26 protein-coding genes and 1 tRNA gene are annotated in these 24,323 nt (G+C 64.6%); 3 read left to right on the plus strand and 24 right to left on the minus strand.

Features of this window, described 5'->3' with window-relative positions; all coding sequences use genetic code 11:
* Positions 1-123: 123 nt before the first annotated feature.
* The 13 genes from ACUCV3_RS06645 to ACUCV3_RS06705 all read right to left on the minus strand — a co-directional run bounded on the left by ACUCV3_RS06645 (position 124) and on the right by ACUCV3_RS06705 (position 12,148).
* Entirely contained in the window at positions 124-1,344 is a 1,221-nt protein-coding gene (locus ACUCV3_RS06645) for a tyrosine-type recombinase/integrase (protein WP_482240461.1), read from the minus strand.
* Between the two features lie 173 nt (positions 1,345-1,517).
* Positions 1,518-1,593, minus strand: a tRNA-Phe gene (locus tag ACUCV3_RS06650).
* Positions 1,594-1,642: 49 nt separating this feature from the next.
* Positions 1,643-1,837 (minus strand): DNA gyrase inhibitor YacG, encoded by a 195-nt coding sequence (locus tag ACUCV3_RS06655; RefSeq protein ID WP_010339540.1) that lies wholly within the window; start codon positions 1,835-1,837, stop codon positions 1,643-1,645.
* Positions 1,827-2,816 carry a ribonuclease gene (locus ACUCV3_RS06660; RefSeq protein ID WP_185704735.1) on the minus strand — a complete coding sequence of 330 codons (990 nt, stop codon included), beginning with the start codon at positions 2,814-2,816 and terminating at the stop codon, positions 1,827-1,829. Before ACUCV3_RS06660 ends, ACUCV3_RS06655 begins: the two co-directional genes overlap by 11 nt.
* 49 nt (positions 2,817-2,865) lie before the next feature.
* Complete coding sequence (locus tag ACUCV3_RS06665; protein WP_029547990.1) at positions 2,866-3,453, minus strand: Maf family protein; 588 nt, start codon at positions 3,451-3,453, stop codon at positions 2,866-2,868.
* Between the two features lie 12 nt (positions 3,454-3,465).
* Complete coding sequence (gene infA, locus ACUCV3_RS06670) at positions 3,466-3,684, minus strand: translation initiation factor IF-1 (protein WP_003049127.1); 219 nt, start codon at positions 3,682-3,684, stop codon at positions 3,466-3,468.
* Positions 3,685-3,741: 57 nt separating this feature from the next.
* Positions 3,742-5,031, minus strand: a complete 1,290-nt coding sequence (locus ACUCV3_RS06675) for an adenosylmethionine--8-amino-7-oxononanoate transaminase (RefSeq protein WP_010339537.1) — start codon at positions 5,029-5,031, stop codon at positions 3,742-3,744.
* 32 nt (positions 5,032-5,063) lie between these two features.
* Positions 5,064-5,687, minus strand: coding sequence for an OmpA family protein (locus ACUCV3_RS06680; protein WP_010339536.1), 624 nt, complete (start codon positions 5,685-5,687; stop codon positions 5,064-5,066).
* Positions 5,684-7,516: a cation:proton antiporter gene (locus ACUCV3_RS06685; RefSeq protein ID WP_010339535.1), complete on the minus strand. Its 1,833-nt coding sequence runs from the start codon at positions 7,514-7,516 to the stop codon at positions 5,684-5,686. Before ACUCV3_RS06685 ends, ACUCV3_RS06680 begins: the two co-directional genes overlap by 4 nt.
* A gap of 113 nt (positions 7,517-7,629) precedes the next feature.
* The gene (locus ACUCV3_RS06690; RefSeq protein ID WP_004208769.1) at positions 7,630-8,040 is read right to left on the minus strand and encodes a DUF4168 domain-containing protein; all 411 of its coding nucleotides are present in this window, start codon (positions 8,038-8,040) and stop codon (positions 7,630-7,632) included.
* A 204-nt stretch (positions 8,041-8,244) separates the two neighbouring features.
* Positions 8,245-10,287 (minus strand): M13 family metallopeptidase, encoded by a 2,043-nt coding sequence (locus ACUCV3_RS06695; RefSeq protein ID WP_482240462.1) that lies wholly within the window; start codon positions 10,285-10,287, stop codon positions 8,245-8,247.
* A 107-nt stretch (positions 10,288-10,394) separates the two neighbouring features.
* The gene (bioD, locus tag ACUCV3_RS06700) at positions 10,395-11,027 is read right to left on the minus strand and encodes a dethiobiotin synthase (RefSeq protein ID WP_010339533.1); all 633 of its coding nucleotides are present in this window, start codon (positions 11,025-11,027) and stop codon (positions 10,395-10,397) included.
* Positions 11,024-12,148: an 8-amino-7-oxononanoate synthase gene (locus ACUCV3_RS06705; RefSeq protein ID WP_010339532.1), complete on the minus strand. Its 1,125-nt coding sequence runs from the start codon at positions 12,146-12,148 to the stop codon at positions 11,024-11,026. Before ACUCV3_RS06705 ends, bioD begins: the two co-directional genes overlap by 4 nt.
* A gap of 271 nt (positions 12,149-12,419) precedes the next feature.
* On the opposite strand from ACUCV3_RS06705, the gene ACUCV3_RS06710 reads away from it, so the two are divergent.
* Positions 12,420-13,094, plus strand: a complete 675-nt coding sequence (locus ACUCV3_RS06710; RefSeq protein WP_010339531.1) for a peptidylprolyl isomerase — start codon at positions 12,420-12,422, stop codon at positions 13,092-13,094.
* 4 nt (positions 13,095-13,098) lie between these two features.
* Here ACUCV3_RS06710 and ACUCV3_RS06715 read toward each other — a convergent pair whose 3' ends face one another.
* On the minus strand, positions 13,099-13,335 hold the full coding sequence (locus ACUCV3_RS06715; protein ID WP_004208763.1) for a DUF2061 domain-containing protein: 237 nt from the start codon (positions 13,333-13,335) through the stop codon (positions 13,099-13,101).
* 120 nt (positions 13,336-13,455) lie between these two features.
* On the opposite strand from ACUCV3_RS06715, the gene ACUCV3_RS06720 reads away from it, so the two are divergent.
* Positions 13,456-14,205, plus strand: coding sequence for a DUF72 domain-containing protein (locus ACUCV3_RS06720; protein WP_010339530.1), 750 nt, complete (start codon positions 13,456-13,458; stop codon positions 14,203-14,205).
* A 317-nt stretch (positions 14,206-14,522) separates the two neighbouring features.
* On the opposite strand, the gene ACUCV3_RS06725 is transcribed toward ACUCV3_RS06720, so the two are convergent.
* Positions 14,523-14,708: a PspC domain-containing protein gene (locus ACUCV3_RS06725; protein WP_004208760.1), complete on the minus strand. Its 186-nt coding sequence runs from the start codon at positions 14,706-14,708 to the stop codon at positions 14,523-14,525.
* Between the two features lie 346 nt (positions 14,709-15,054).
* Between ACUCV3_RS06725 and ACUCV3_RS06730 the strand changes: the two genes are divergently transcribed.
* Positions 15,055-15,447: a gamma-glutamylcyclotransferase family protein gene (locus ACUCV3_RS06730; RefSeq protein ID WP_029547989.1), complete on the plus strand. Its 393-nt coding sequence runs from the start codon at positions 15,055-15,057 to the stop codon at positions 15,445-15,447.
* A 71-nt stretch (positions 15,448-15,518) separates the two neighbouring features.
* Here the strand turns inward: ACUCV3_RS06730 and ACUCV3_RS06735 are convergent, their stop codons facing one another.
* The 9 genes from ACUCV3_RS06735 to rpsM form a co-directional block, all read right to left on the minus strand.
* Positions 15,519-16,100: an outer membrane protein gene (locus ACUCV3_RS06735; RefSeq protein WP_010339528.1), complete on the minus strand. Its 582-nt coding sequence runs from the start codon at positions 16,098-16,100 to the stop codon at positions 15,519-15,521.
* A 150-nt stretch (positions 16,101-16,250) separates the two neighbouring features.
* Positions 16,251-17,966: a flotillin family protein gene (locus ACUCV3_RS06740; protein WP_010339527.1), complete on the minus strand. Its 1,716-nt coding sequence runs from the start codon at positions 17,964-17,966 to the stop codon at positions 16,251-16,253.
* Between the two features lie 9 nt (positions 17,967-17,975).
* Positions 17,976-18,575 carry an OB-fold-containig protein gene (locus tag ACUCV3_RS06745; RefSeq protein WP_010339526.1) on the minus strand — a complete coding sequence of 200 codons (600 nt, stop codon included), beginning with the start codon at positions 18,573-18,575 and terminating at the stop codon, positions 17,976-17,978.
* Positions 18,576-18,653: 78 nt separating this feature from the next.
* Complete coding sequence (locus ACUCV3_RS06750; protein WP_037525825.1) at positions 18,654-19,289, minus strand: hypothetical protein; 636 nt, start codon at positions 19,287-19,289, stop codon at positions 18,654-18,656.
* 63 nt (positions 19,290-19,352) lie between these two features.
* Complete coding sequence (locus ACUCV3_RS06755) at positions 19,353-21,563, minus strand: prolyl oligopeptidase family serine peptidase (RefSeq protein ID WP_122928369.1); 2,211 nt, start codon at positions 21,561-21,563, stop codon at positions 19,353-19,355.
* 103 nt (positions 21,564-21,666) lie between these two features.
* Complete coding sequence (gene rplQ / locus ACUCV3_RS06760; protein ID WP_004208754.1) at positions 21,667-22,092, minus strand: 50S ribosomal protein L17; 426 nt, start codon at positions 22,090-22,092, stop codon at positions 21,667-21,669.
* A gap of 206 nt (positions 22,093-22,298) precedes the next feature.
* Positions 22,299-23,360: a DNA-directed RNA polymerase subunit alpha gene (locus tag ACUCV3_RS06765; RefSeq protein WP_004208753.1), complete on the minus strand. Its 1,062-nt coding sequence runs from the start codon at positions 23,358-23,360 to the stop codon at positions 22,299-22,301.
* Between the two features lie 125 nt (positions 23,361-23,485).
* On the minus strand, positions 23,486-23,875 hold the full coding sequence (rpsK, locus tag ACUCV3_RS06770) for a 30S ribosomal protein S11 (RefSeq protein ID WP_004208752.1): 390 nt from the start codon (positions 23,873-23,875) through the stop codon (positions 23,486-23,488).
* Between the two features lie 77 nt (positions 23,876-23,952).
* Positions 23,953-24,321 (minus strand): 30S ribosomal protein S13, encoded by a 369-nt coding sequence (gene rpsM / locus ACUCV3_RS06775; RefSeq protein ID WP_004208751.1) that lies wholly within the window; start codon positions 24,319-24,321, stop codon positions 23,953-23,955.
* Positions 24,322-24,323 lie beyond the last annotated feature (2 nt).

Here is a 24,323-nt window from a genome sequence, read left to right on the forward strand (position 1 = left end):
GCCGAACGGCAGGAATGTCCCAAGGCTGGTCGTTCTTCAATCGTCAGCAGAGTATGATGAAAAACAGAGGAGGCGAGAAATGATTAACGCGCCTCTTCCGCACCAAATGGCGCGAGTCGCCTCTCATCCTTGCTTGAAATTTCCCTTCAGAATCTTCGCACCTGTTTGCAACCCATCCAGATAATTGGACCAGTGCCGCATCATCCTGACGCGCTCGTCCCAATGAGTGCCACGCGCATAGGCTCGTCGAACATCATTGGATTCGACGTGGGCCAACTGACGCTCGATGGCGTCCGGATGCCACTTGCCCATTTCATTCAGAAGTGTGCTGGCGGTCGCCCGAAACCCATGTGCCGTCACTTCGTCTTTTCCGAATCCCAGCCGTCGCAGCGCGGCATTGAGGGTGTTATCAGTAATCGGCCGATCAGCAGACCTAACACTAGGGAAAAGATATTTGCCACCGCCGGTAATCGGCTCCAGTTCCGCCAGCATGCCCAAGACCTGCTGCGTGAGCGGCACCTTATGTGGCCGACGCATTTTCGTCTTCGCCGCCGGTATGGTCCACACGGCCGCCTCGAAATCGAATTCCTTCCACTCAGCCATCCGCAGTTCGCCGGGACGTGGAAACATATGTGGAAGCATCTTTAGAGCGATTCGCACGGTGGGTTGGCCGTCATGGGCATCGACCGCGCGAAGGAGGCCACCAAGCGCCTGGGGCTCGAGGATTGCCGCTCGGTGTTGCGGCTTCGGCATTATCAGCGCACCGCGAAGATCAACGGCTACGTCTCGCTGCGCCCGGCCGGTGACGATCGCGTAGCGAAAGATCGTGCCGAAGGTGCTGCGGAGGCGGTTTGCCGTCTCATACCGCCCGCGAATCTCAACAGTGCGGAGGACTTCCAGCAGTTCGGGTGCAGTCAGGTCTGCGATAGGCCGACTGCCAATGAGCGGATAGGCAAGGTCGAGCAGCCAGCGCATCTTCTGGAGCGTCTTGGGCGCGCGCCCCTCGATTTCGAGGCGGGCAAGCCATTCATCCGCTATCGCCTTGAAGGTCTCTTCCGATTTCGCCTTCGCCTCGCGAACCTTGGCCTTCCGAACTTCGATCGGGTCTTGTCCATCTGCCAGCGCTTCCCGCGCTGCTGTTCTCTTCTCGCGAGCCTTCGCGAGAGACACTTCTGGGTAGCTGCCCAGGGAAAGCGTCTTCTGCTGACCGAGAAACCGATAGTTCATTCGCCAGAGGCGACCGCCAGTTGGCGCGACGAGGAGATACAACCCGAGACCATCGGCCAGTTTATAAGGCTTATCCTTTGATTTTGCAGCGTTTATTGCCGTGACGGTGAGCGCCATGATGGTATCTCCATGATGGTATTTTTCGGAATACCATCAAAATACCATCACCGAGGGGTGGCTGCCAGTGCACCCCCGGGGACGTAGGGGGACGATGGGTTAGTCAAAAACCCACGTTTTCCGCCATTTTCTGGACGGCTCTGGATGCTGCTGGATAAGGAAAAAAGAACAAATGGTGCCCGGGGACGGATTCGAACCGCCGACACTGCGATTTTCAATCGCATGCTCTACCAACTGAGCTACCCGGGCATCGGGTCTCGGCGGAGGTGACCGCCGGATGGAGGCGTGCCTATAGGCGTCAATCCGGCTCGCTGTCCAGCCCATAATTATCATTTTTTTGCAGGGCTTCGTCGCCCGGCATGCCGGGCACGCGATAGCCCTCGCCCAGCCATTGCAGCAGGTCGCGATCGCGGCATCCCTTGCCGCAGAAGGGGCGGGTTTCCGGCTGTGCCGGCTGGCCGCAAACCGGGCAGGCGCCGGCCTTAAGCGACATGACCGGCCGCCAGCGACAGCGCGGAATCGGCGCGCAGCGTGACCTCGCCACCCCGACGGCGGGCGAGCTGTTCGATCCAGTCGGCACGCTTGTGCAGCAGGTCGATGATCGCCGGCGCGGCGGTGATCGTCGCTGCGCCGCCCGTACCATGCCGTTCGGCACGGCGCAGCAGCGCCAGCGCGGCGGTCAGCACCGGATCCTCGCGCAGCAGTTCCATCAGATTGGCGCGTTCGCGACGGCGGATGATCTGGACGAAGCCGAAGCCGTTGACCGCCGTCCGCTCGAACGGCAGCGGCAGATATTTGTCGATCTGCGCGGCCGCGACGATGCGCTCGTCCTTGTTGTTCATGGTCGGCAGGTCGATGCCGATCGAGCCAGCCAGCCCCATGCGGCGGATCGCCTGGGCCGACAGCTTCGCGCCCTTGGGGCCGAGCTGGGCCGGCGGCAGGCTGCCGTCGATGTCGATCAGGATCATCGCGGGGGTCAGGAAGATGCGCAGCGCCGCATCCTCGGCGCCGACTTCGCCGCTGACCGCCTCTTCCATCAGTTCGCTCCAGCCAAGGGCTTCGAGCCGGTCCTCCTCATGGGCGGGACAGGGGCGGATGGCGACATCGGTGGCGCGCAGCCGCTGCAGCAGGCTGGGCCCCGGATGCACCTTGGAACCGGGCTGGGCGATGCGGCCCTTGGCGTGCTTGCCCCGCCCTTCCTCGGCGATCGCCTCGCGGAAGATTTCGACCAGCACATTGGCGCCCTCGGCCACCTTGGGCGGGATCGGCTCGATCAGCACTTCCTCGCCCGAGATCAGGCGCACCACGCCGCGCTTGCGCGGAATGATGGTCTGGACCAGACGGCCCTGAAGGATGGCACCTGCACGGGCGACCTCGCCCTCGCGCTCGATCAGCGCCTCGACGATGCGCCCTTTTTCGATCAGCGCGGCACGGGCCTCGCCAATGCCTTCTTCATAGAGCCATTCGGCCATCGTTCAGTTACCTACTTGTCGTGATTTCCGAGCCGTGAAATGTACCATTTCACTCGAAATCCCGACGGTCCAGTGGATAGCCCGCTGCCTCAAGCAGCGTGCGGGTTTCGTAAAGCGGCAGGCCCATGATCGCGCTATGGCTGCCCTGGATGCTGCGGATGAGGCCCGCGGCACGGCCCTGAATGGCGTAGCCACCCGCCTTGCCCAGCCCTTCGCCGCTGGCAATATAGCGGTCGATCTCGCTGCGCTCCAGCCGCTTGAAGATGACGATGCTGGTCGACAGGCGATGCCGTGCCACGCCCGCAGCGTCGATCAGGGTGATGGCGCTGTAGACGCGGTGCCGGCGCCCCGACAGCAGGTCGAGACAGGCGCGGACCTCCGCCTCGCTTTCCGCCTTGGGCAGAATGCGGCGGCCGGCGGCCACCACCGTGTCGCCCGACAGGATCAGCGCGCCGGGATGACGGGCAGCGACCAGCGCGCCCTTTTCGGCGGCGACACGCGCAGCATAGGCGGCCGGCAATTCGGTCTTGCGCGGGGTTTCGTCAATGTCCGCAGGATCGACGGCATCAGGAAGCACGCCAATCTGCCCCAGAAGGTCACGCCGTCTGGGGGAAGCCGAAGCTAGAATGAGTCGCATCGAAAATGCGGCTTATTTGAAGCGGTAGGTGATCCGACCCTTGGTCAGGTCGTAGGGGGTCAGTTCGACCAGCACTTCGTCACCGACCAGCACGCGGATGCGGTTCTTGCGCATCTTGCCAGCGGTGTGGCCGAGAATTTCATGATCATTCTCAAGGCGCACGCGGAACATGGCGTTGGGGAGAAGCTCCACAACCTGTCCGCGCATTTCAAGCAGTTCTTCTTTGGCCATAATATCCCAGAATCGAAAAATCGCGCCGCCATAGCGCCAAAACGTGGAAAATGGAAGTCAGGACGCAGAACCGAAATAATCACCGGCTGCGACGAGGGCCGCGAAGACGGCATCGAGCTGCTGCGTATCGATGCAATAGGGCGGCATGAGGTAGATGGTGTTGCCGAGCGGCCTTAGCAAGAGGCCGCGTTCCAGGAAGAAGGCACGCAGGCGCGGCGCGAGATCTGACAGATAGCCAGCGTCGGCCGCAACCAGGTCGATCGCCATGATCGTGCCGATCTGGCGCGGGTTGGCGAAGGCGGGGTGGCCGGCCAGCAAGGCCAGCCGATCGGCGATGCCCTGCGCCAGCGCCGCAATCCGTCCACGCACATCCTCTTCGGCCCAGATGGCGAGATTTTCGGCAGCAGCAGCGCAGGCGATCGCGTTCGCGGTGTAACTGGACGAATGGTAGAAGAGGCGCGCCCGGTCGGTCGAGCGATGCGCCTCGAAGATGCGCGGGGTCGCCAGCGTCGCGGCAAGCGGAATGGCGCCGCCGGTAATCCCCTTGGCCACAGCCATGATGTCGGGCACCACGCCCGCTTGCTCGCAGGCGAACAGCGTGCCGGTGCGGCCCCAGCCGGTCATCACCTCGTCCGCGATGAACAGCACATCGTGGCGCGCGCAGATATCGGCCATCGCCCGCAGCACATGCGGCGGATAGATCAGCATCCCACCGGCTCCCAGGATCAGGGGTTCGACGATGAAGGCGGCCGGGTGATCGGCGCAGGCCGTCTCCAGTGCGGCAAGCGTCTCCTGCTCGCGACCGGGATGCGGGAAAGGGACAGTGCCGACATCGAACAGCAGGGGCGTCCAGGCGGCATTATAGACACCGCGCTCACCGATCGACATCGCCCCGATCGTATCGCCATGATAGCTATGTTCCAGCACCAGGATGCGGCTGCGCGCCTCGCCCAGCCCGTCGAGCGCGCGATTATGCCAATAGCCAAGCGCCATCTTGAGCGCCACTTCCACCGCGGTCGATCCGCTGTCGGAAAAGAAGACATGGGCGAGGGGATCGCGGCCCGGCGTCTGTGGCATGAGATCGACCAGGCCGCGCGCCACTGCCTCGGCCGGTTCATGGGTATAGCCCGCGAAGATCAGCTGATCGAGCTGCCCAGCCTGGCGCGCGATGGCCGCGGCGATGCGCGGATGGCAATGGCCATGGGTCGTCACCCACCAACTGGAAATGCCATCGATCAGACTGCTGCCATCGGCCAGATGCAGGATCGCGCCCTCTGCCCGGATGACATGGGGAATAGGCTCGTTGAGGCCGTGCTGGGTGAAGGGGTGCCAGACAGGAGAGGTCATCGGCGTCCCCTACGCCCGATCGGCGGCCAAGGCTATGGCTTGTCCTTGCGATCCACCGGCGAGATGCTGGGTAGCACGGCTGCCGTAGGCACCACGACCGTGGGCACCGCGACATGGATGTCGACCCGGCGATTCTTCGCGCGACCTTCAGGATCGTCGCTGCCATCCTCCTTGGCATTGGGCGCGACCGGCCTGGTTTCGCCCAGCGCGATCAGGCTGATGCGATCCTTGGCGATGCCCTTTTCGACCAGATAGGCCTCTACCGCCTCGGCCCGGATGCGGGAGGCTACGCGATTGTCGCCGTCATTGCCCTTGCTGTCGCTATGGCCGCGCAACGTGATCGCCCCGCCGGTCTTGATCGCCGGGGTTTCGACCAGCGTATCGAGCGCGGCGCGGGCGGCATCGTCCAGCTTCAGCCCGGACGTGCCAAAGGCGATGGTAGCGTCGAGCGGTTCGATCTTCGGCGCTTCGGGTTCGGCCACTTCGGGGCGCAGGATCGAGCGGACCGGCTCGGCGACGTTATCGGCCTCGTTCGCGGCTATATCATTGCCCAACGCATTGGCTGCGTTGGCTACGTTATCAACAGCATTGCCTGCGGGCCGATCACAGGCCGCCAGCATGACGCACAGGGCCAGCGCGGGGGCGAGCCTCCTCATTCCTCCTCTCCTTCCGGTTTCTTGCGGGTCTTTGATGCGGGCGGCACATAGGACAGGATCGTGTCGCCCGGCTGTGGCGTCGGTCGCGACGCATGGGTGAAGAAGCGCATCGTGCCGTTCTTGCGGAGCAGCAGGAGCATGTCGGCATCGGCCGGCAGGTCGGCCTTGGCCGCCTCGAAATCAAACTGGTCGCTGATCCGCGTCTTGCGGAAGGTCCAGCCGGCATCCTCGCGGATCATGATTTCCTCGACGCCGAGGCCTGAATCGAACAGGGCGCGGCCACGCAGCGATTCCGGCAGCGCGCGCGGATCATGATCGTCGCTGGCGTCGCCCAGCTGATAGACATTGTCGCGGCCGACTTCAGGCGCAAACTCGTTGCAGACGAGCGCGTTATAGGCCTCATTCTCCGACGTGGCGGCGAGCACCTGGAACTGGGTCAGGTCCAGCCGCTCCTCGGTCGCCTCCGCCAATATCTCGCCATGATAGGTCGGGATGCCGCCATGGCGGGCGGGGGCCAGACGCTGCCAGCTATTGTCGGCGATCATCACCGGCACCTCCAACTGGCGCAGCTGGGCGGCAAGGCTGAGGCTGAAGGGCGTGGCGCCGACCAGCAGCAGGCCCTTGTCCTGCGCGCCCGTGACCTTGAGCAGCCGGGCGACCGGCTTGATCGAGAAGCCATGGAACAGGATGGTCGCAACCACAATCGAGAAGGACAGGGTGACGAGGATCGCGCCATCGCCATAGCCCAGCCGATCGAGCCGCAGCGCGAACAGGCCGGAAATGGCGACCGCGACGATACCGCGTGGCGCAATCCAGGCGACCAGCAGCCGTTCGTTCCAGGGCACCGGCGAGAAAGCGAGGCTGAGCAGCACCGTCGCCGGGCGGACGACGAACAGCAGCACCAGCAGATAGGCGAGGAAGCGCCATTCGAACTGGCGCAGCACATCAAGGTCGAGCGAGGCCGACAGGATCACGAACACGCCCGAGATCAACAGGACGGTGACATTTTCCTTGAACGGTTGGATGTCGCGCAGGGAATCGAATTTCATGTTGGCGAGCGCCACGCCCATCACCGTGACGGTGACGAGGCCGGTTTCCGCCTGGATGAGGTTGGAGAGAACGAACACGCCGATCACGGCGACCAGCAGGATTGGCGCTTTCAGATATTCCGGCACATGGCCGCGCTGGAACGCCCAGCCGATCGCGCGGGCGGCGAGCCAGCCGATCAGGCCGGCGATGATCGCGGCAGCGACCAGCGACAGAATGACGGCCGCCAGCGTGCTGCCCTCGCTCGACCGACGCAGATATTCGTATGTGGCAAGGCCGAGCAGCGCGCCGACCGGATCGTTGACGATCGCTTCCCATTTGAGGATCGCGCGCGGCCGGGCGGCGACGTTGGACTGGCGCAGCAGCGGCAGCACCACGGTTGGCCCGGTCACCACAAGAATGCCCGCAAACAGGATCGCCACCGGCCAGACGAGGCCCGCGACATAATAAAGGGCGAGCGCGCCCAATATCCATCCGATCGGCGCGCCCAGCACCACCAGCCGGGTGACGGCGCCGTCGGTCTTGCGCAGTTCGCGGAAATTGAGGCTGAGCCCGCCTTCGAACAGGATCAGGGCGACCGCCACCGACACCATGGGTTCGAGCAGTTCGCCAAAAGTGAGTTTGGGATCGATAAGGCCGGTCACCGGGCCACCGATGACCCCGGCGGCGAGCATCAGGGCGATGGCGGGCCAGCCGGTGCGCCAGGCAATCCATTGGGCGCCGATGCCCAATATGCCGATCAGCGCGATTACAAGGGCCTGTTCATGCATGGCCGGGACCATAGACAGGCGAAGCCGCCATGGTCACCCCCTTTATTTTCAACGATCTGGGGAACCGGATCGCAGAGCGGGAATGGCGGGCAAGGGAGAACCCGCCATTCCCGTGGCAAATATGCTTATTGCTGCGGCGGGGTTGCCGGATCAGCCGGGGTCGCCGGGCTGGCGGGCGCGGCCGGTGCCGGCGTGCCGGCGGCAGCCTGAATCCGCTGCTGCAGGGCCGGGTCGGCGGCCGCAGCCTGGCCGATGGCGTTGAACTTTTCGGGCGGAATGCCCTTCGACTGCAGCGCGGCCAGCATCTTGGGCTGCTTTTCCGCGGCGGCAATCGCATTGTCCGACTGGATCTTGGTAACTTCGACGGCGGCGGCCGCGAACTGCTTGATGTCGGCATCGCTGAAGTTGCTGGCGCCGGCGGCGGGGGCCGATGCTGCGGGGGCAGCGGGCGTCTGGGCCGACACGGAATAGGCTGCCAGCAGCGCGACCGACGCGACACCGGTCTTGATGATGTTCGAAAGGTTGAGACCCGTCATATGCTTCTCCTTGGCTTTGCTACCGCCCAAAGCTGTGGACAAAGCAGGCCGGGGAAAAGTCCGGACAGGATGAAGCGTGGCATTAGAAAGATGGCGGAAAAGTTCCGGTCAGCCTGCCGCGAAGGGGAAACGATCGGTCGTGGGCCTCATTTCCATGCCGCAACGAAAAAGGGCCGCCCGATGAGCGGCCCTTCCCGATTCTGCTTACCAGATCTTCACCCGATCCTTGGGATCGAGATAGATCTTGCCGCCCGGCGCGGGCTTGAACGCATCATACCAGGCGTCGAAATTGCGCACGATGTCGGCGCGATATTGCGACGGCGCATGCGGATCGGTGACCAGGCGCTGGCGCAGATTGGCCTCGCGATAATTACGGCGCCACACCTGTGCCCAGCCCAGGAAGAAGCGCTGGTCGCCGGTCATGCCGTCGATCACCGGCGCGGCCTTGCCGCCCAGCGAGGCATGATAGGCGTCGAGCGCGACGGCCAGGCCGCCCAGATCGCCGATATTCTCGCCCATGGTGAAGGCGCCCTTCACATGCGCGCCGGGGAAGGGCTCATAGGCGTCATATTGAGCGCCGAGCTTGGCGGTCAGCGCCGTGAAATTGGCGACGTCCTGATCGGTCCACCACTGGTTGAGCTTGCCGGTCTCGTCATATTTCGCGCCCTGGTCGTCGAAATGATGGCTGAGTTCATGGCCGATCACCGCGCCGATGCCGCCATAATTGACCGCCGGATCGGCATTCGGGTCAAAGAAGGGCGGCTGTAGGATGGCGGCCGGGAAGACGATCTCGACCATGCCGAAATTGGCATAGGCGTTGATCTCCATCGGGGTCATGCCCCATTCCCAGCGATAGATGGGCTTGCCCAGCTTGCCGATATTATAGTCGAAGTCGAACTGGTTCGCGCGCATCGCATTGCCGAACAGGTCGCCCGATTTGATGGTCAGGCCGCTATAGTCGCGCCAGCGATCGGGATAGCCGATCTTGGGCGTGAAGGCGGCCAGTTTCTTGTGGGCGCGGGCCTTGGCCTCGTCGCTCATCCACGGCAGGCCGTCGATGCGGCGGCCCATAGCGGACAGGACATTCTTGACCAGCTGGTCCATCGCCGCCTTGGTTTCGGGCGGGAAATATTTGGCGACATAGACCTTGCCGACTTCCTCACCCAGCGATTCCTTGAGGAAGGTGACGCCGCGCTTCCAACGTTCCTCGCGCTCGGGCGTGCCCGACAGGGTGGTACCGAAAAAGGCGAAATCGGCGCTGGCGATGTTGTCGGGCAGATAGTCGGCATAGCTGTGGACGCTACGCAGCAGCAGGCTGTCCTTCAGCACGCCGATCGGCGCCTTGGCAATCAGCGCGGCTTCGCCGGTGACGGCGGAGGGCTGGGCGACCAGCAGGTCGGTGGGCTTGAGACCAACGGCGCCGAAATAGGCGGCGAAGTCGAAACCGGGCGCGGCCTTCTGCAGCGCGGCGAGGGTCATCTTGTTATAGGTCTTGTCCGCGTCGCGGCTGTCGACCTGGGTCCAGTGGACCTTGGTGATCTCGGTCTCGAACGCCATCAGCGCGGCGGCGCGCGCCTTGGCATTGGGTTCGCCCAGCAGGGTCAGCATCTGTTCGAGATGGGCGACATAGGCGGTGCGGACCGCCGCCATCTTCTCGCCCTGATCGAGATAATAGTCGCGGTCGGGCAGGCCCAGGCCACCCTGCATCATCGAGAGGATATAGGTTTCGGGATCCTTGTCGTCCTGGCCGACATAGAAGCGGAACGGGCCGCGCACGCCGGCACGGGCCGCCTTGCCGGACAGGGCTGCATAGGCCTTCAGATCCTTGACCGCGCCGATTTCGGCGAGCCAGGGCTTGATCGGGGCAAGGCCCTTCGCTTCGACGGTCGCCGAGTCCAGATAGGTCGCATAGGCGACGCCGATCTTGCTGTTCGGATCGGTCTTGGCGCCGTCCAATATCTCGCGGGTGCGCTTCTGCGACAGTTCATCCAGCACGGTGAAGGCGCCATAGTTGGACTTGTCCGCCGGGATCGGCGTGTTCTTCAGCCAGGTGCCATTGGCATATTCATAGAAATCGTCGCCGGGCTTGACCGAGCTGTCCATGCCGGCGGTGTCGAAGCCGTAAGTGCCATAGGTCGGCTTGGCGGCCGGGGCAGTGGCGGTCGTGGTGGCGGGCTGGTCGGCATAGGCCACGGTCGCGGCGAGCGCGAGGCCGGTGGCGGCAGCGCCCATCAGGAGGAACTTCATGAAGGCTATTCCCTTGCTTCGTCTGGATCGGACGTCATTCACTCTGTCCGTTCTGGCGGGCAGTTCAACGCCCGTCAAAGCGGCATGTCCATGTCGTTGGTCGAAAATTATCGGCCGTTGAAATTATCGGGAAGGTGTATGTGCGCCCTGAAGGCGGCCGCCAGACTGTCCCGGTCGAGCGGATCGAGCAGCGGCAGGCGCCCCAGGCTGGGGACGCCGGCGATGTGCGGGATGATCCGCTCATTCTCCTCATGCGCATCCCCGATGAAGGCGATGCCGACGACATGGACACCGCGCGCGCGCAGCGCCTCTATGCTGAGCAGGCTGTGGTTGATCGTGCCAAGGCCGGTGCGAGCGCACAGGATTGCGGGCTGGCCCCAATAGGCGAACAGGTCCGCCATCAGCAGGCTTTCGCTGACCGGCACCAGCACGCCGCCGGCCCCTTCCACCACCAGCGGCCCGTCGACCCTGGGCAGGGCCAGGCGATCGAGCGAGATGTCGACGCCATCGATCCGCGCGGCAAGATGCGGCGAGGCCGGCGTGGCGAGGCGATAGGCTTCGGGCAGGATGCGTTCGGGCGGCAGGCCCGACAGGGTGGCAACCCGCTCCTTGTCGCCCTGCGGATCGACGCCGGCCTGGATCGGCTTCCAATAATAGGCACCCAGCGCCGCGGCGAGGCCGGCGGCGAAGACGGTCTTGCCAATGTCGGTATCGGTGCCGGTGACGATCAGGCGGGTCATCGGGCGACCCGGCGCAGCACGTCGCCCAGCGCGATCACATCAGCCCGCCCGACATTGAGCGAGAGCGAGATGCGCAGGCGGCTGGTGCCGGCGGGCACGGTCGGCGGCCGGATGCCACGCACGTCAAAGCCGGCCTCCTGCAAGGCGGCGGCGGCGGCCATGGTGCGCGCATCCTCGCCCAGGATCAGCGGGATGATCTGGCTGCGCGGACGGGGCAGGCCGAGCGGCGCGCAGATCGCCTCGACCGCGTCCTGGCGCAGCGTCGCCAGCCGGTCGCGGCGATTGTCGGCGGTCTCGATCCGGTCGATCGCGGCGGAGGCGGCGACCGCCATCAGCGGTGACGGCGCGGTCGAGAAGATGAAGGGGCGGGCGCGGTTGATGAGATAGTCGATATGGATGCGCGGGCCGCAGATCAGCGCGCCCTCCACGCCCATCGCCTTGCCACAGGTGTGGAGGGTGATGACATTGTGCAGCCCGTCGAGGCCGGCCGACAGGCCGCGCCCGCCGGGACCGAAGACGCCGGTGCCATGGGCTTCGTCCAGCAGCAGCATCGCATCATGGGTGGCGGCCAGCTTGGCGAGATCGCCGAGCGGCGTCATGTCGCCGTCCATCGAATAGAGCGTTTCGACCGCGATCCAGATCCGGCCCTTGCCCCCTTCGGCGCGGAAGGCGGTGATGAGGTCGGCGAAGCTCTGCAGGTCATTGTGACGGGCGAAGACCGCGGTCGCCTTCGACAGGCGGATGCCGTCATGGACACTGGCATGGATCAGTTCGTCCGCGACGATCAGGTCGCCGCGCTGTGGCAGGGTCGCGAACAGCGCCATGTTGGCGAGGAAGCCATTGGCCAGGAACAGCGACGCCTGGGTGCGGAAGAATTCCGCGGCCTTGGCCTCCAGCCCTTCATGTTCGGGGGCATTGCCGCGCAGCAGGCGCGAGCCGCCCGAACCGACCGGCACGCCGCGCGCGACGGCATCGGCAACGGCCTGGCCGATCATCGGATCGGACGCGAGGCCAAGATAGTCGTTGGAGGCAAAATCACGCCCGGCGCGAGGGATCAGGTGGCGCAGGCGCCCCCGCGATTCAAGCGCTGCGAGTTGCGTGCGGAAGGGTTCGCTGCTCATGGCCGCGGGCTATAGGCCCCCACCCCGAGCCGGGCAAGCAAGCGCTTAACTTCGCACATTTCCCGCACATTTTGTCATCTTCATTCAAATGTGGGAAATTTCGTTACAATGCTGTTCGATCGCCGAGGCCGGGCAATATAGGGCGGTGACATGCTGTAGGACAGCATAAGCGGCATATCGGCAAAGGGCAGGCGCCCTGTTGCTTGGTTGCGTCCGCGCTGCGCGGTCGATAGCCTCGGCATCCTCCCTCCCCGACGAGTACCCCGTGTCGATGCGTTCCGTTGCCTGCCGTCTTGCCGTCTTCCTGTTCGCCCTGTTACCCGGTCTGGCCCATGCCCAGCCTGCCAATCGGCCGACCCCCGGCTATACGCGGGTGGCGATCGATACATCGGTCGGCACGATCATCGTAGCGGTCGACCAGCGCCGGGCGCCGCTGACCAGCGCCAATTTCCTGGCCTATGCCGATGACCAGCGGCTCGACGGCACGGTTTTCTACCGGGCGGCGCGGCGCAAGAGTGATCCCAAATATGGCCTGATCCAGGGCGGGATCGATACCGACCTGCGCCGGGCCTTGCCGCCGGTCCGGCATGAGCCGACCAGCCAGACCGGGATCAGGCATCTCGACGCGACATTGTCGATGGCCCGGCCCGACCGGCCCAATTCGGCATCGGGCAATTTCTTCATCACGGTGGGACCGACGCCGAGGATGGACGCGCAGGGCAGTTCGATCGGCTATGCCGCCTTTGGCCATGTGGTGGCCGGCATGGACGTGGTGCGTCGCATTCTGGCGGTGCCGACCTGTTGCGGCACGGGGCCGATGCGCGGGCAGATGATCGTCAAGCCGATCACCATCCGGCATGTGCGAAGGCTGGACGGCAAGGCGCGGCCGACCGGCAAGGTGAAGCCCTGGCTGATCCCGCGCGCCAAGCCGCGGCCGAAGCAGTGAGGGATCAGGCGATCGCCGCCTGACCGCGCATCCAGTCGCGTCCGGCATCGCGTGGCGGCCGGGCGGTGAAGCGCTTCCACGCCTGTTCGTGGAAGAAGAAGGCGACCGCATTGACCATCGGTTCGACCAGCGCGATGCCGCCGGCCAGCGCGACCGATCCGGTCATCAGATAGGCGACGGTGAAGCCCACGGTCAGGTGGATCGACAAATAGGTGGCGGTCTTGATGAGATCGAGCGACATGGCGGAACCCCTTTGAAAGCTGTTGCCCGATAATTAAGAATTGTTCGCAATAATCGCCAATGGCTTTTCCCGCTGGCTCTGATCGTTCCGGGCGATCAATATGGCGCAGGGAGGATCTTCATGACGGGACGGATCAGGGTCGGCATCGGCGGATGGGTCTATGAACCCTGGCGCGGCAGCTTCTATCCCGTCGGCATGCGCCAGAAGGATGAGCTGGCCTATGTCGGCGTGCAACTGACCGCGACGGAGATCAACGCCACCTATTATAGCAGCCAGAAGCCGGCGACCTTTGCCGGCTGGGCGCAGGCGGTGCCCGACGGCTTCCAGTTCGCGGTCAAGGCGTCGCGATTCTGCACCAATCGCCGCGTGCTGGCGGAGGCGGGCGAGTCGATCCAGAAATTCGTCCAGCAGGGGATTGTCGAACTGGGCGACCGGCTGGGGCCGATCCTGTGGCAGTTCATGCCGACCAAGAAGTTTGACCCCGATGATTTCGGCGCCTTCCTGCAATTGTTGCCGGCCAGCGTCGATGGCGTGGCGCTGCGCCATGCGCTGGAGGTGCGGCACGAAAGCTTCGATGACCCGGCCTTCCTGGCGCTGGCACGCGACGCGGGCGTGGCGGTGGTGCTGGCCGATCATGACGATTATCCGGCAATCACCGGCCATGATGTCGGTTTTTCCTACAGCCGGCTGATGCGCAGCCGGGCGGACGAGGAGGCCGGCTATACCGCGACGGACATCGCCGGCTGGGCCGATCGGGCAAAGGCGCAGGCGGCGCAGGGCGACGCCTATCTCTTCTACATCAGCGGCGCCAAGGTCCGGAACCCGGCAGCGGCGCGCGCGACCATCATGGCTCTGGAGCAACAGCTGTGACATAATTGCGTTTGATGCAATTGGCATGTCAGGCTTTGCGATTGTTACAATGATGTGAAATCATCATATGGCGCTGCATCCCGATCCGGGATGTCGTTCCAATGATGGAGTCCAATATGCGTCAGGCCTTTCAGGCGACTGCGCTGGTGGTTGCGGTCAGCGTCCAGATGCTGACCTTCTACTCGGTGCTGTACGCTTAAGCGCAGATCGCGCTCATCCTTGTCCCGCCAATGTGGGGCATAAAAAGGCCGCCCAGGGCATATGCCGGGGCGGCGCTTTTGTATCCGGAAACCCTGCCTTCCGGTGGCGGCGAGGGATCAACCCTCGGCCAGCCAGCCGGCGAGCAGATAGGCCACGACGCCGATCGGGCCCAGGGCGCACAGGGTCAGCAGCACCAGGGCAACGCGGATCAGCGTGACATCCAGCCCGGTGCGGTTGGCGATGCCGGCGCACACGCCCATGATCTTCGCGTTGCGGCGGTCGAGGGTGAAGCTGTTGTTCATGGATCTGGCCTTCAATAATATCTGTGATGGGAAAGGGGCGGTTGCCCGATCAGGCGATCGGGGCAACCGGAACCGCCGCGCCGACGAACAGGCTGGCGAAGATGACGGCGCCGACAAAGGCGAGGGCGACGCTCTGGAACTTGGCGATGGACATGATACTCACTCCCTAGATATTTCCTGGCCGGACCGTCCGGCCTTGATGTCAGACGATATTGCAGGCGGCGTGCCAGTTTCGATTTTTGGCGGAAATCCGTGGGTTTTCCTCAGAGGCTTATTTTTCCGTAATGCGAAAAAATCCGATGGTTGGGAAAATTCGCCGTCAATCGGTGAAAGTTACAGGTAGGCAATGAATAGGCCGTTGCTTTTCGTTTATGGCACGCTGCGACCGGGCCTTGATGGGCCGATGGCGCATTGGCTTGCCGATCGCGCCGAGTGGATCGGGGCCGGCTGGATCGGCGGGAAACTCTATCAGGTGGCGGATTATCCCGGTTTCGTGCCGGGGGAGGCGGGGCGCGTGCATGGCGACCTGTTCGCGCTGCCCGAAGCGGAGGCGCTGCTGGCGCAGCTCGACGCCTATGAGGAATGCTCGCCCGACGATCCGTTGCCCCATGAATATCGGCGCGAACGCCGCATGGTGGAAACGACGGATGGCCCGGTCTCGGCCTGGGTCTATCTGTACGCCCTGTCCGTTACCGGACATCGGGTGATCGCCAGCGGCGATTATCTGGCGGAGCGCTGATCCGCTGGAATGGATGACTCTGGCCTCTGGACGGGCAGGGCTGCCTTGCGCCTGCCCGTCCCGGCTGACGATCAGAAATGATAGGCGAGGCCGACCAGGGTCTGGTGCCGGTCGAACTTGCCGCCGTCGCCAAGGTCACTATATCGATATTCGATACGCGCCGTCACCTTGTCGGCGACGAAGCGCTCGACGCCGGCACCCACGCCCCAGCCGTCGAAACTGTCATGGCCCGACAGGGTGCCGCTGGCGTCGCTGAGCGCGATACGGGCGCGCATATTCTCGTAGCTGCCCCGGACATAGAGCAGGGTGTTGCCGCCGACGACATAGCCGGCGCGGGCGCCGATATCGAAGCTGTAATTGGGATCGATCAGCGCTCCGCCGACGCGCGATGCGTCATCGGCGGCGATGTCGAAACCGGCCTCCACGCCGACCACGATCTTGTCGGTAAGCTGATGATCATAACCGGCAAATCCGCCACCGAAGAAGGCGTCGCGCGATTCATGCAGGTCGAGACGGCCGACATCGCTGTTGGCGCTGCCGATGCTGTCGCGGTTCCAGCCCGCCTGGACGCCGACATAGGGGCCCTGGAAGCTTTCGGCATGGGCGGTGCCGCAGGCGAGGGCAAGGCCGATGGCTGCCGCGGTGCTGGTCATGTTTCTCATCATGTCTATCCCTTTTCCCATTTGTTCGAGATGGGCTCGAAATAGGGAAAAAGGCGGGCATGATAAGCCGGCGGCGGCGCACCAGACTGTCTCGCGTTGCGAGACAATCCGGTGGCCGGCCGATGCGCCAATGCGGGAGGATCAGTTCTGAAGCTGGTCCTTCTTCGGCAGGATCTTCTCGACGATGACGGGCGCCACCGGAGCGGGATCGACCGCGCTCTTGACCAGGCTGTCGAGGCTGGAGCCGTCGAGGCCCAGTTCTTTCATCAGCCCGTCGATCACCGGCGCCTGGGCACGGTAGCGCAGCGCGGCGGACACCGCGGCGCTGGCGAGATTCTGGTCGCCACCGGCGCTCACCAGGCCGTCCGCGCCCGCACCGCCGCTCTGGCCGGTAAGGCCGTCGACCTGCACGATCTTGATCGAGTCGATCGATTCCATCGGCTTGGCCGCCTCGCGCACCAGGTCGGGCAACACCTTGAGCAAAGCGAGCTTGGTTTGCAGCGACATCTGGTCGGAGGACAGCAGGTTTGCCGCTTCGTTGACTGCGCGTTGGCCGGCGGCCTCCACCTCGAAGCGGACGCGATCGGCCTCGGCGCGCAGCTTGGCGGCTTCGGCCTCACCTTCGGCCGCCACGCGCAGCGCTTCGGCGCGGTCAGCAGCCGCCTGTTTCTCGGCTTCCGCCTCGACCCGGATCTGGATGGCGGCGCGCTCCGCCTCGCGCGCGGCGTCGATCAGTTCGATCCGCTTGGTGCGTTCGGCGATCTCGGTCGCGCGGCTGGTCTGCACCTGTTCTTCGGCGGCAACCGCCTTGGCACGGGCCTCGTCGGCTTCGGCCTTGGCCTGGCTTTCCTCGCGGCTCTTGTTCTGGACCGCGATCTGCTGTTCCTGGCGCGCCAGTTCGAGCGCCTGGGCCTGGGCGATCTTGGCCTGCTGCACGGCGCGGTCGGCCTCGATCTGCTGGCTGTCGACCAGCTTCTTCGCCTCGATCCGGGCCTGGTCGGCTTCCTGGCTGCGCAGCGACTGTTCGCGGGCGACTTCGGCGACCTGGGCGGCGCGGCGCATCTCAACCTCGCGTTCCTGCTCCAGCCGGGCAAATTCGGCGTCGCGGGCGATCAGCAGGGACTGGCGCTCGGCCTCCAGATTTTTGGTTTCGATCTGGACGCGGGTTTCCTGCTCGATGTCGTTGCGCGACTTCTTGCGCAGTTCGATCTGCTCGGTGAGCTTGGTCAGACCCTCGGCATCGAAGGCGTTGTTGGCGTTGAAATGTTCGATCGAGGTCTGGTCGAGGCCGGTGAGCGAAACGCTCTCCAGTTCGAGGCCGTTCATCGCAAGGTCGACCGAGGAGACCTGCTGCACCTTCTGCACGAAATCACCACGCTGTTCGTGCAGCTGATTCATGGTCATGCCGGCCGCGACCGAGCGCAGCGCGTCGACGAACTTGCCCTCGACCAGTTCCTTCAGGGCTTCGGGATTCATGGTGCGCATGCCCAGCGTCTGCGCGGCGGTGGCGATCGACTGGGCATCGGGCTTCACGCGGACATAGAATTCCGCCTTCACGTCGATGCGCAGGCGATCGAGCGTGATCAGCGCGTCGCTATTCTTGCGTTCGACCGCCAGGCGGACGGTGTTCATGTTGACCGGCATGGTCTCGTGGAAGATCGGCAGCACCAGCGCGCCGCCGTTCATCACCACCTTTTCTCCGCCGAAGCCGGTGCGGACAAAGCCGATTTCCTTGGATGCGCGCTTGTAGAGGCGGGCGATGACGATGCCCAGCACGATCAGGACGAGCAGGCCGCTGCCGGCGATCATCGCATAGGGCAGGATGGAGAAACTCTCCTGCACGGCGGGAAGATTCATGACTCTCTCCTAGAGACGGGGCAGATAATGGTCGCCATGCGAGATGGCGCGGAACAGATGCTCTTCGCGGCGCACGAGCAGGATGGTCTCGCCTTCCTCCAGCACCTGGCCGTCATTGTCGGGCTCGACCATGACATAATGGGCCTGGCCATGATGATCCTCGACCCGCGCGCGGGCGGGGGAGCCGCGGGTCGCGCGGCCGGTGACGATGCGGGCACGGCTGCCGACCAGATGGTCGAGCGGAATGGCCGTGCTGTGGTCGCGGGGCAGCAGCGGCGCGAGCAGGCGGGCGGCAAGGCCGGTGGCGGGTAGGGCCGCGACGCCGGCGGCCGGGACCGCAATCCAGGGCGACAGCATCGCACCCAGAAGGTCGTGCGCCGCCTGCTGGCCAAGCAGGCCGATGACGGCAAAGCAGGTCAGGAACAAGGCGATCAGCGCCAGCAGCGGCAGGCGGCCAAAGCCCAGCCAGCCGAGCAGGTCTGCATCCGCGTCCAGATCGAGATCGGCGTCGCCAGCCAGGCCCAGCGCCTGGACGCCACCGATCAGCAGCATCAGCAGCAGGGCCGACACGAAAACGATATTTTCCGGCGCGAGAAGAAAGCCTGCCACCCATAACCCCCTGATTCGGAGGCGATGCTATCCGACGAAATGACGCCGGGACAGGATAAAGCGACGCGCTGTCTTAGTTCAGTGCATCGCCACGTCGCGGCTGAGATAGACCTCTGCCACGCGGCCGTCCTTCATCGCGCAGGTGAAGCGGCGGGTGGTGCCTTCGGTGGCGCGATAGCTGGCGCGGGTTTCGACCTCGCCATCGATATTATAGCCGTCGGCGGTCGCGCGCGGCTCGTCGATGTGCCGGATTTCGGCATAGCCGGCCTGGCCCTGCGCCTCGTCCCGCGCGGCCAGCGCGCAGGCGTCGGTCAGCTGGTCATTGCTCTGGTTGGTGGCAGCGACGTCCGAAAAATCATCCGCGCGGGCGGGCGATTCGGGGCTGTAGACATCCGCGTTGCCGGCATCCGCTCCATAATCGGTGCCGCCGGTCGGGGGCGGGGCGTCATTGTCGGCATAGGGGCGGTTGTCGATATCGGCGCCGCGTGCGTCCTTGCGGTCCTTGGAGACGGAATTGGCGACCACCACGGCGGCGCCGAGCAGCGCGGCAATGCCGACCGCGTCGCCAAAGCCGAAGCCATTGCCGCGATCATGGCGGTGATGCCAGTAGCGATCGTCATAGCGGGGCCGGGCCTGTGCCGGGGCGACGCTGCCCAGCAGCAGTCCTGCGCCGACCAGCGCACCCGTCATCCACCGCGTCCTGTTCCCGATCATCTGCCTATCTCCTGCGATGGACAGAGCCATAGCCGCGTCGGGCTGTCCAGAGGCTGAATGGGCTCAGTCCGGTTTGCGCTGGATGTCGAGCCCGGTGAAATGGGCGGCAAAGGCATAGCTGTCGGCATATTCCTCGATCAGCTTGTCGATCGGCTTGCCCGCGCCATGACCCGCACGATTCTCCACCCGCAGCAGATGCGGCTTGTCGCCGATCGACGCGGCCTGCAGCGCGGCGGCATATTTGAAGCTGTGCGCCGGCACGACCCGGTCGTCGGTGTCCGCCGTGGTCACCAGGATCGCCGGATACTCCTTGCCGCTCAAGATATTGTGATAGGGCGAATAGCCATAGAGCAGGGGGAAATCGCGTTCATTGTCGGGCGATCCATAATCGTCGACCCAATAGCGGCCGGCGGTGAAGCGATCGAAGCGCAGCATGTCCATGACGCCGACCGCGGGCAGGGCGGCGGCGAACAGGTCGGGCCGCTGGTTGACCACCGCGCCGACCAGCAGGCCGCCATTGGAACGGCCCTCGATCGCCAGACCATCCTTGGGGGTATAGCCCTGGGCCTTGAGATATTCGGCGGCGGCGATGAAATCGTCGAACACATTCTGCTTGTTGGCGCCGCGCCCGGCATCGTGCCAGGCCTTGCCGAACTCGCCGCCGCCGCGCAGATTGGCGATGGCATAGGCGCCGCCCTGTTCCAGCCAGGCCATGCGGGTCGCCGAATAGCCCGGTGTCAGCGCGATGTTGAAACCGCCATAGCCATAAAGGATGGTCGGTACCGCCTGCGCATGGTCGGCCAGCACTTTCTTGCGCAGGATCGTCATCGGGATCAGCGTGCCGTCCTTCGAGGGGTAGCTGACCTGTTCGACGCCATAATCGGCGGGATTGAAGGGCAGGTCGGGCTGGGCGAAGAGCTGAGTCTGCTGGCTCGCCGTGTCGAAGCGATAGATGCTGGCCGGCGTCACGAAGCCGGAGAAGGAGAAGAAGGTTTCCGGGTCGCCATCGCGCCCGCCAAAGCCGGCCGCCGTGCCCATGCCCGGCAGCGGCACGTCGCCAACCTTGCGCCCGTCCAGCTCGACCAGTTCGGCGACGGTTTCCGATTGGGTCATGTAAGCGAGGATGAAGCGGTTGCCGACCAGCGATCCACCGGCCAGCGTATCGGCGCGTTCGGCCACCAGCGGCTTTTCGCTGCGCCCCGGCCGCAGGGCATCGAGCGTCACCAGCCGCATATGGGCGGCCTTGCGGTCGGTGACGAAATAGAGGGTCGATCCGCGGCTGCCGATCAGGCGCCAGTCATTGGCGAGGCCCTTGACCAGCGTCCGCAGCTTGACGGGGCCACCGTCGAGCGCGGCGACATGCAGCTCGCGGCGCGGGTCCATGCCGGCAAAGCTGCTGACGATCAGCCAGCGGCCGTCGCTCGTCACCTGGGCAGTGTGGCTGAGGCCGGGGCGATCGGGCGTCGCATAGATGAGCTGGTCCTGCGCCTGGGGCGTGCCGATGCGATGATAATAAAGCTGCTGGTCGCTGTTGGTCGACTGATAGGCTTCGCCGTCGACCGGCGCGGCGTAGCGGGAATAGAAGAACCCCTCGCCCCGGCCGTCCCAGGCGGTCTGCGAGAATTTGACCCATTCGACCTTGTCGTCGAGGATCTTGCCGCTGTCGACGTCCAGCACGCGCAGGGTGCGCCAGTCGCTGCCGGCATCCTGCACGCCATAGGCAAGGAAGCGACCGTCGGGCGAGGGCGTCCATTCAGCGAGTGCGCTCGCGCCATCGCGTGCCCAGCGATTGGGGTCGAGCAGCAGCCGTTGTTCACCGGCCAGTCCTTCGCGGACATAGAGCGGCGTCTGGTTCTGCAGCCCCTTGTTATAGCCGTAGAAATAGCGGGTGCCTGCCTTGCGCGGCACGGTGAAGCGGCCATGGGCGAAGAGCGCCTGCATCCGCGTCTTGAGTGCTTCGCGGCCGGGCAGGTCGTCGATATAGCGGCGGGTCAGGTCATTTTCGCGGCCGACCCAGTCGCGCACGGCGGGGTCGGTGCGGACGTCATTTTCCAACCAGCGATAAGGATCGGTCACCTTCACGCCGAAATGATCCTCGACCAGATCCTGGCGGCGGGTGCGCGGGTAATGCAGGCCGTTGTCCGGCGGCGTCGCGTCGATCGCGGCGGGGGTGGCATCGCCCGAGGCAGCGGCCGCCACAGCAGAGGCCGGCGCGGCGGCGATCACTGCCAGCAGGGCCGGCAGCGGCCAGATCAGGCGGCGAAGCGCGCGCATCCTCTCGACCCTATTGTCCTTGAAAAGAAAACAGGCCGCGGCTTCGGATGAAGCCGCGGCCTGTTCGACTATCGTCTATCCACCGTTACCGGCGGAACCGCGATCAGGCGGCTTCGAATTCGTCTTCGTCGACGGTGTTGACCGGACCGGAGTCCTGGCCCTTGGCATCGACGTCACGGTCGACCAGCTCGATGATCGCGATCGGCGCGGCGTCCGAAGCGCGGAAACCGGCCTTGATCACGCGGGTGTAGCCACCGTTGCGATCCTTGTAACGCTCGGCCAGGACTTCGAACAGCTTGGTCAGCTGCGCATCGTCCTTCAGGCGGGCGTCGGCCAGACGACGGTTGGACAGGCCACCCTTCTTGGCGAGGGTGATCAGCTTCTCGACGTAGGGACGCAGTTCCTTCGCCTTCGGCGTGGTGGTCAGGATCTGCTCATGCTTGATGAGCGAGGCAGCCAGGTTGCGAAGCAGGGCGGTACGATGACCGGTGCTGCGCTGAAGCTTACGATGACCAACTTTATGACGCATGTCTCATTCCTTCGTTCGTTAAGGGGCCGGATGAGGTACCCCAGACCAGGCGGTTTTCATGGGGACCGCCTAATACCCCATTGACCGTCCGGCGACCGTCACGGGAGTAAATCCCGTGACGTCAGACGACGCTGCGCGTCGCTGGCCGGTCGTTCGCGTTCGCGTTGCGAACCGCCGCGCTGCTGCGCTGCGCGGCTCGCTCCGACTTAGCCCAGCAGCTCCTGTTCGAGCTTCTTGGCCATTTCCTCGATATTTTCCGGCGGCCAGCCGGGGATGTCCATGCCCAGGCGCAGGCCCATGGACGACAGCACTTCCTTGATTTCGTTCAGCGACTTGCGGCCGAAATTCGGGGTGCGCAGCATCTCGGCTTCGGTCTTCTGGACCAGATCGCCGATATAGATGATGTTGTCGTTCTTGAGGCAGTTGGCCGAGCGGACCGACAGTTCCAGTTCGTCCACCTTCTTGAGCAGATAGCGGTTGATCTGGTTGGTGTCGCTTTCGCCTTCCGAAGCAGCGGCAGCGGCATGGCCGGCAGCCGGGGCAGCGGCGGGCAGCGCGTCCTCGAAGTGGACGAACAGCTGGAGCTGGTCCTGCAGGATGCGGGCTGCATAGGCAATCGCATCTTCCGGCGTCACGGTGCCGTCGGTTTCCAGCGTCAGCGAGAGCTTGTCATAGTCCAGTTCCTGGCCGACGCGGGTGTTATCCACCTTGTAGGCGACCTGGCGGACCGGCGAGTAGAGCGCGTCGACCGGGATCAGGCCGATCGGTGCGTCTGCCGGGCGGTTGGCGACGGCGGGGACATAGCCCTTGCCGATGTCAGCCGTCAGTTCCATGTTCAGCGTCGCGCCCTGATCGAGGTGACAGATCACCAGATCGGGGTTCATCACTTCGATGTCGCCGACGACGGCAATGTCGCCTGCCTTCACCACGGCCGGGCCGGTGGCGGACAGCTGCAGACGCTTGGGGCCTTCGCCTTCCATCTTCAGCGCGACCTGCTTGATGTTCAGGACGATGTCGGTGACGTCCTCACGCACGCCGGCGAGCGACGAGAATTCGTGCAGGACATTCTCGATCTTGATCGAGGTGACCGCCGCGCCCTGGAGCGAGGAGAGAAGAACCCGGCGCAGCGCGTTGCCGAGCGTCAGGCCGAAACCGCGCTCAAGCGGTTCGGCAACGAAGGTCGCCTTGCGCTTGCCGTCGCCGGTCGGCTTGATCTCGAGGGCGTTGGGCTTCTTCAATTCCTGCCAGTTCTTCATGTTGACAGTCATGTACTTCCCCTGGGGATGTGGCCGTAACGGGTAGATCCTGGACCCATCAGGACGTTCCGGCCGATGCAAACGGGTAAGCGGGCGACGCGTCCGCCGCCCGCCTTCAAGCCTCTAGCGAAGCTTAATTAGACGCGGCGGCGCTTCGACGGACGCACACCATTGTGCGGGATCGGCGTGACGTCGCGGATCGAGGTGATGTGGAAGCCGACGGCCTGCAGTGCGCGCAGAGCCGATTCACGGCCCGAACCGGGGCCCTTGACTTCGACTTCGAGGGTGCGGACGCCATGTTCGGCGGCCTTGCGGCCGGCGTCTTCGGCGCACACCTGAGCGGCGTACGGGGTCGACTTGCGGCTGCCCTTGAAGCCCATCATGCCGGCCGAGGACCACGAGATCGCGTTGCCCTGGGCGTCGGTGATGGTCACCATGGTGTTGTTGAAGCTGGCGTTGACGTGCGCGACGCCGGCCGAGATGTTCTTGCGTTCGCGGCGCTTAATGCGCTGGGGTTCGCGTGCCATTTTGCTCTAATCCTACAAAAATCGTTCAAAAGCAGAAGTCACCGGAGGGTCGGTCCAGAGGACAAGACCCTCGACGATTACTTCTTCTTGCCGGCGATCGGCTTCGCCTTGCCCTTGCGGGTGCGCGCATTGGTGTGCGTGCGCTGACCGCGGACCGGCAGGCCCTTGCGATGACGCAGGCCGCGATAGCAGGCCAGATCCATCAGGCGCTTGATGTTCATCGCGGTTTCGCGACGCAGATCGCCTTCGACGGTCAGGTCGGCGTCGATGGCTTCGCGGATCTGCAGGACTTCGGCGTCCGACAGGTCCTGAACGCGGCGCGCATGGTCGATGCCCAGCTTGTCGGCGAGGTCGACGGCGGTCTTGCGACCGATGCCGTGGATGTAGGTGAGCGCGATGATTACGCGCTTGTTGGTCGGGATGTTAACACCCGCAATACGTGCCATGG

The organism is Sphingobium sp. VMM (genome assembly GCF_056790315.1).